This window comes from Mesorhizobium sp. LNHC252B00, assembly GCF_000502955.1.
Lineage (GTDB): Bacteria > Pseudomonadota > Alphaproteobacteria > Rhizobiales > Rhizobiaceae > Mesorhizobium.
The window spans coordinates 1-6,843 of sequence record NZ_AYWO01000068.1 but is presented as its reverse complement, the minus strand read 5'-3'; the positions used below and the strand labels follow the sequence as shown (position 1 = coordinate 6,843).

Genomic DNA, 6,843 nt, shown 5'->3' with positions numbered 1-6,843 from the left:
GGAGGCTGATGCGGCCAACCCTCGCCTGGTCAAAACATCCCGTGGCGCAGGGTACTTCTTCAACGCTGACGTAGACGTTAGCTACGGAGGCACGTTGGCCGCGTGACAGTGAGCTATGCTGGAGATTGGGGTGACGAGGCTGATCAAGCCTTCCAACAGTACCAGCCTGATCAATTACAGCGAGAGCTACCGGTCCGGAGATCGCATCAGCGCCTCTGTCGTCAAGAGAGCTGTTCTGCTTGACCCCAGCCATGGAGCTCAACGCCCCGCGTCGGAGCGCTCCCTGCTTCTGAAGGAAGCCATTAGGTCCGCTCGGGCTTGATCGGAGGCTTGGCTGATGGACGTCGTGGTTGCTTCGCTCAGTTGCCGCCCCATGGCGCGGCTTTGCGGATTATCAGTCCTCTGCCTCTTCGCCGGTCTCAACAGCGCTGTGTAATGTTCATTGTTTATGATGACGCCCCCGCTGTTCACGAGGTTGCTCCTGTCAAGTGTACTCGTCAGTCCGTCCTGGGCCTCACGCTTCTTGCCCAAGTGCCGTTCAAACGGCGCTGGCGCGACTTGTTGAGCTCGAGAGATGGGTCCCTGCTCTCCTGCGTGGCCATGAGCTTGTGCCGCGGTCTGCGCAGCGGCGTCCCCAATGGCACGAGCCTCCATGCCGACTGCGTCTTCCGGACGAGCAGCAAGGGCAATTTCGCGCCCGAGTGCGGCGGACGGCAGGAACTTCCGGAGNAGCGGCGTCCCCAATGGCACGAGCCTCCATGCCGACTGCGTCTTCCGGACGAGCAGCAAGGGCAATTTCGCGCCCGAGTGCGAACTTCCGGACATGAGTTAGTGCACTGATGTCAGCGGTTTTCATATAGCGCTTGGCATCTTCATCCAGCGACCGCTCGTGAAGCCGATCCGCAATCCCCGGCTTTTTGTTTTCAACCAGGCATTGACTGAAACGTCTAAGAGCAGACCCATAGACCTCAACGGTACGGGGTTTCGGCCCGGTCGGCGCTGCCTCGTACGCTTTGATGAGAGCCGCTGTGTACTCTCTGATGAGCACGGCGTCGGCAGGGTGGGGATTCAGGGCAGGGCGGCCCACCACTGGCGCTCCGCCCGCCCACGTCTTGAGACGACCCAGTGACCCAGCCACGGCCGAGGGGCCGCCACCCCAGATCTCGTACTCCTTGCGATCCCGATCCAGCGACTCCTCGTGAAGCCGATCCGCAATCCCCGGCTTGTTATTTTCAACGAGCCAATGACCAAAGCCGAAAAGAATATCTACATGGCGCTTGACCGTGATCTCCCCGACCTTACCGGCATAGAGTGCTGACCTCAGCCCTTCGACAAGGGTCGCATCGTTGGAATAAAGAGGACCCTTGTCGGGACCGGAGACCACTTTTGGGCGATCTGGCTGCACCGCCGCCGGCACAGAACGAGCATGGTCACGCAACTCGGACGGTGCGGGGGGATTCAGATCAACCACTGACGAATCCGGCGCATNATGATGGCGCGCCGTTGAGTGACCCGGCTGCAGCACCGAGGCACCCAGCATCGACCCACTGCCTCCGGCGTACGGCGCCGCGGCGTGTTCTTGTCCGCTCCCTTGCATCATGGGCTGCGCTTCCCATGGGGCCGCGCCTTCGATGAGGCTCAGGTCTCCCTGAGACGGATGAGGATGGAACGGGTCTGGCAGAGCCGGAACGCCGGGGGCGGGAATTTGGGCAGCGGCTTGGCGCGCCTCGCCCGAGCGCTGCTCAAAGCCCTCTTGCCCGGCCTGTGCCGCTTGCTCTTGAGATGCCGGGGGCTGCACCTGCCGCCAACCTGTTACATTGGATAGGTCAAATTTGTGCCGGTTCACGCTAGCCTCACGTCCACAGATCAGCTGAGCAACCTACTCGGGCATACTTACGAGAAGCTGACGAGGTCCGCGGTCCCGGAGCGGGTAGGCCTAATTTTCTGCGCGCCGATTGCGCTGGCGCGACGTAGCCCGGCCTTTTGCCAGCTCGGCAGCTACGGCTCGCAAAGAGCGTCGTAAGGCTTGCGGAGCCGCCCCTCAGCTCCCGTCGAGGAGCAATCCACAATTCACATATTTGGAGATGGCTCGCTGGTTTACCGGTCTGCGAGCCCTGCAAGCCCATGCTTCGGATGCCGCCCGTGCAGAGGTATTTCATTTCGAGGTAGTCCTCGAGGCAATGGCGGGAACCCTGCGTCAGCGGGAGCGTCAGCTACATAGTCGATAACACGCGCTTTTTACCTCGGTCTCGGCTCGCAACGATGGATTGCTAACGGCGAACTCATGCTGGTCGGCAAGGCGATACTGGCTGGAGCATCAACTCGGCCGACGAGAGTGGCCACACCATCCTAGACAGGATCGGCCGATATGCCCGGCATCGCCGCTCTGCAAAAAGCACAGCGGGCATCCAGACGTTGCCGGGTTGACTATGGGTGTCCGAACCGCGAAAAGAGGCCGCTCTTTATGAGTGGCGTGCGCTGGCAGTCTAACCCCAAGCCCCCCGCCCGGGCTGCCGGCGCGCTTCTAGGAACATCGAGGTAGATGACGAGACTCCGAACTACATTTCCAAAGCTATCGGTGGATTCACATTTCAAGCCCAATCGATTTCCTACAGCCAGGCGCGAACGTTCGATTGGAACATTCAGAATTCACATCAAGGTGCACCGCTATTGCGTCCCGAACAGGTTCGGCTGCTCGATGACGACTACGNACATTCAGAATTCACATCAAGGTGCACCGCTATTGCGTCCCGAACAGGTTCGGCTGCTCGATGACGACTACGAGATTGTTCTCATCAAAGGTCTGCCACCATTAAAATTGAGGAAGGTGCGATATTTTTCGGATCGCATTCTGAAACGCATCTTTGAAAGCCAGACAGGCGCCCTCCCGGAGCCGGCGCCCTTGACGGGAGCAGAGGAGGCGCTCTCCGCAGAATCTCAACTCGATGACCCGCTGTGTGAATTGGCGCAGGACTTTGACGATACAGTTTGATGTGAGGCTAGTATGAACCCGCGAAATAGTAATCCATCCCGTGTAACAGCTTTGTCGCAGGTGCAGGACGCCGGCTTGGAAGACGGGCAAGCGGTCCAGGCCCGGCGAGTGGGCTTTGAGCAGCACGTGTCCGAGGCGCTCCGGCCGCTGTTCGATGGTCGAGCTGACGAGCCGCCTACCGGTCCAGAGGAGCTTCTGCGACTGGAAAAGGGGTTTCGCGAGGTGCTTCAGCGAGGGCAGGATCATCAAGCCGCCTCGTCTTTTTTCAGCGATCCAAGGATGCCCGCTGGACGGGATGACCCCAAGGGAAGCGTGTCGGACGCTTTCGCAGCAGCCGGCTCTAGGCACGCCGGAGTTGAGGCCGCCGCCCCGCCAGTGTTAGCTGCCAGCCAACAGCAGATCCGGCCCTCGCCAGTTGCGTTTGACCGACCGGTATCATCCTCGGCTGCTGCAGGCGTGCGCTTGTATGCCCCTTCGATGATCTCTCGGAAGACCAGTTCCGAAAACTGCGATCAGTTGCCCGCCTTGTGCTGCCGCCTCGCCGTCGAGGTCGAAACGCCCGCGAATCAATGGAAGGTCAGCGGGCCATCGGGGCAGAGTGCAACGGCGTCTACACCGCCTATTTGAGGGGAGAGGTACACTTGGCTTTCCTGTTCCAGCAGCATCCGGCCGCACACCGACGCGATGGGGAGCTAGAATTCAAATCGGACCTTCGCAAGGCACGCACCGCGGATCAAACGCCGTTCGTTTGGGGAAAATGGCTCAGTACCGACAAAGCTTCTGTAATGGCCCTAGTGGCCTCGGTTGCGCTCTTGGTCGCGATACAGTGGCAAGACCCCCAGATCAACGAGGCGGTCCTAAGCGAACTGCGGACGATTCAGATCAACTACGCATTGCTCCAGCGAGACGTCGCCCGCGCCGACATGGTATTGGACTTCCGTTCCGTTGCTTCTACCGGGCAAGCATTAAAAAGGAACCTCCAAAACTACCAACGCCTTGTTGAGATTTCGCCCAATGAGAGCTCCGGGGTGCACTCCAGGTTGGTTGCACAGCTCAAAAATTCCCTCGAAAACACAGAAGCTGCCATCTCGGCCTCGGCCGCGCAAAATGAGCTTCTGCAAAGCTCTCTCGTACGCTTTGCTCGCTCGGCTAATCGCCTTCGGGGGGGAGTGTCGAACAGGCCTGAATTTTCCAATCTGATCCTTCAATTTTCGGCCAGACCGGGATTCAGCCTCGCATTACAAATCGATCAGTCTCTCCGCCGACTTCCTCCTAGCCAGGACCAAGTCACGGAGGATGTTGCCCGCGAGGGCCGCGCTATCCTGTCCTCAATGTTGAGGTTGGACCGCGCTGTCAATCGGATCCCATCCTTCGACACGTTCGCCAAGGCTGCTGAATTGGAGCGAGAACATCTGAAAGCCTACAGCTTCGCCAGCGCGCAAGCGCAGCGTACACGACTTTTCTTTGGCTTGGTGTCCATATGCCTCTGCTTGTTTGCGACCATTCGAGCCTCCACGCTGCATGTGCGGACGAACCGGTTGGAAAGGCGGTTAGAGCTTGAAGCGGCGATGAGTGAGATCGAAGCTTGTTTCATCGACAGTCAAGCAACGAAGGCTTCGCGGCGCTTCTCCACCGAAGCAACGCTTAGACTCATTCAATGCGTTTTCGATGCGGATCAATGCGCGCTTGCTCTGGTGGATCCGAGTATCAGCAGGAATACCGAGTACTTTGTCGCGAACAAGCGCATGCGCGTCTGGAACGCCACGCTAATCCATGAAGTCGTCTCACTTGTACACCCGGAACAGCCAGTGTTTCGCGTCGTTCCGGCGTCGGAAGTGGTTCGGACTGCCGTAGGCACTACCGGTGTTTGTCAAATTGTTGGTTGCAGGGCCTCCGATCAGCAGGCTGCGGTTTGTATCCTTGTTTTTGAAGGAGATCGCTCACCACCCTCCACAGACGACCTCCTGGTTCTGGCGAGCGCTACTGTGCGTTTAGGCAACCATCTTGAAATGCAACGTGTACACACGGAACGTAACCTTTTTGAGAGTCGATGGGAGCATGCGGAAAGGCTGACGGCTGTCGGCACAATCGCAAGCGGCGTTACACATGAATTCAATAATGTTCTAGGAGCAATAGTCGGCTACGCAGAGATGGCTAAAGGTCTTGTGCGCCGCCCCTCGAGAATTCGGGGCCACATCGGCCAAATTATCTTAGCCAGCAACCGAGCCAAACTGATTATTGATCAAATTTTGTCACTAAGCCGAAATCGGAAGCGCGTGACGATGCCTTTCGACGTCTCGGAGAGTGTAATGGATCTCGCGCCATTGCTGCGGGTTACACTTCGTGCGGATGTTGAGTTGAACTTCAAGATCAACGAGTGGCAAACGGTGATCGAGGGCAGCCCGACCGAGATACAGCAGATCCTTATGAATCTATGCAAGAACGCGTCGGAGGCTCTCTTGAATGAGGGCCGTGTCGAGATTAGCGTTTCTCGCGCTCACGTCTGTCAATCGAAGCCCGTGGCTAAGGGCACCTTGAAACCGGGAGATTACGTTCTCCTCTCCATCAGCGACGATGGCCAAGGAATCGCAAGTTCGGTGCTTCCGCATATCTTTGAGCCCTTTTTTACCACGCGCTCTCGCGTCGGCGGGACCGGACTGGGTCTTGCTGCAGTGGACCGCCATGTGAGCGCGCTCGCAGGATGCCTTGACGTCACCTCGGCTGTTGGCCGAGGTACACGCTTCGATCTCTACTTACCGGCCTGCGCTGAGGAGCAGGTCAGAGCTGATAGCGCTTTCGGCCCATGCGATGGATCACTTGGCAACGGAGAAATCATTGCAGTCGTTGACCCCGATCCAGCAGCGTTGGAGATTTACAAGGATAAGATCGCCGCGCTGGGTTATAGGCCGGTCGGCTTCGCGACCTTCGAGAGTCTTTGCGACTGGATCGAGAGCGGGAAGGCAGCCGACCTCCTAATTTTCGATAAAGCGACTTTCCTCGGGCCAGGACAGCCCGAAGCCGTACGTACCACCCTGATGACGGTGCCCATCATCGTCGTTGGTGGAAGCGACCCCATGCCGATCACATCTGGTAATCAGACCTTCGTCCTTTGGCTAGCCAAACCGGTCTCGTCCAGGACGATGGAGCATGCAATTCGTAGGATGATAATGGCATGATGCCGCCGACGCGCTCAGGATACCGAGCTACCGAGGCAGTCGGAGGCGGAGCCGGCTGGGATCCAGCAAATACAAGAGCGTCGGACGATCTCTGCGCACCCGGCTCATGGCGAGTTCCCCTCGAACACTGTCGTCGGCTTCCGCCCAAGGAAGGGCTCCCCGACCAAGGCAAACCTGCCGCCGTGCTCGTGACCGTCAAGGACAAGTCGCCGCGCGATGGGGTCTGCGGGCCTCCATCCTTGACAAGTCACTGCGCGCTGGCGGCGATAGGCGACGGGTAATATAAGGTCGGGACGAGGAGATGGTCGCCAATCGGTCACGCAAGATGGTTGACGAAATGACTCGAGAGCAAAGCTCGACAATCATCGCCCCATTCACGCCAGACTTCTCCTGTGCGTTCATCATCGGCTACGGCTCCTCGCTGCCCCGACAAGGCTATCGCCGCCCGGCCGGGCAAGCGATATCACAGGTTCCGACGTGTTCCTTTCATGCTAGATGGACCTAGGCCCCGGCAGGGCGGGAGCATGAGGCTGGGTTCTCGGTCGCGGATCTGTGAGGCAAGCACGGGGTAAGCGACGGCTCGACCCACCATTGGGAAGGCCGGCTGTGATTTTTCATGGAATGAGGACCCTGTTTGAGGGGTGATTTTCGTCCAAACGGGACCCCTTAACGAAG

1 protein-coding gene and 2 pseudogenes are annotated in these 6,843 nt (G+C 58.7%); all 3 read left to right on the top strand.

Going from position 1 to position 6,843, the window contains the following annotated elements; all coding sequences use genetic code 11:
• Positions 1–106 (top strand): annotated as a pseudogene (locus tag X744_RS1000000174250) (DNA-binding response regulator); the annotation flags it as partial.
• Between the two features lie 2,435 nt (positions 107–2,541).
• Positions 2,542–2,992: pseudogene (locus X744_RS1000000175795) on the top strand (type IV secretory system conjugative DNA transfer family protein); the annotation flags it as partial.
• 641 nt (positions 2,993–3,633) lie between these two features.
• Positions 3,634–6,168: a two-component system VirA-like sensor kinase gene (locus tag X744_RS139940; RefSeq protein ID WP_031261501.1), complete on the top strand. Its 2,535-nt coding sequence runs from the start codon at positions 3,634–3,636 to the stop codon at positions 6,166–6,168.
• Positions 6,169–6,843 lie beyond the last annotated feature (675 nt).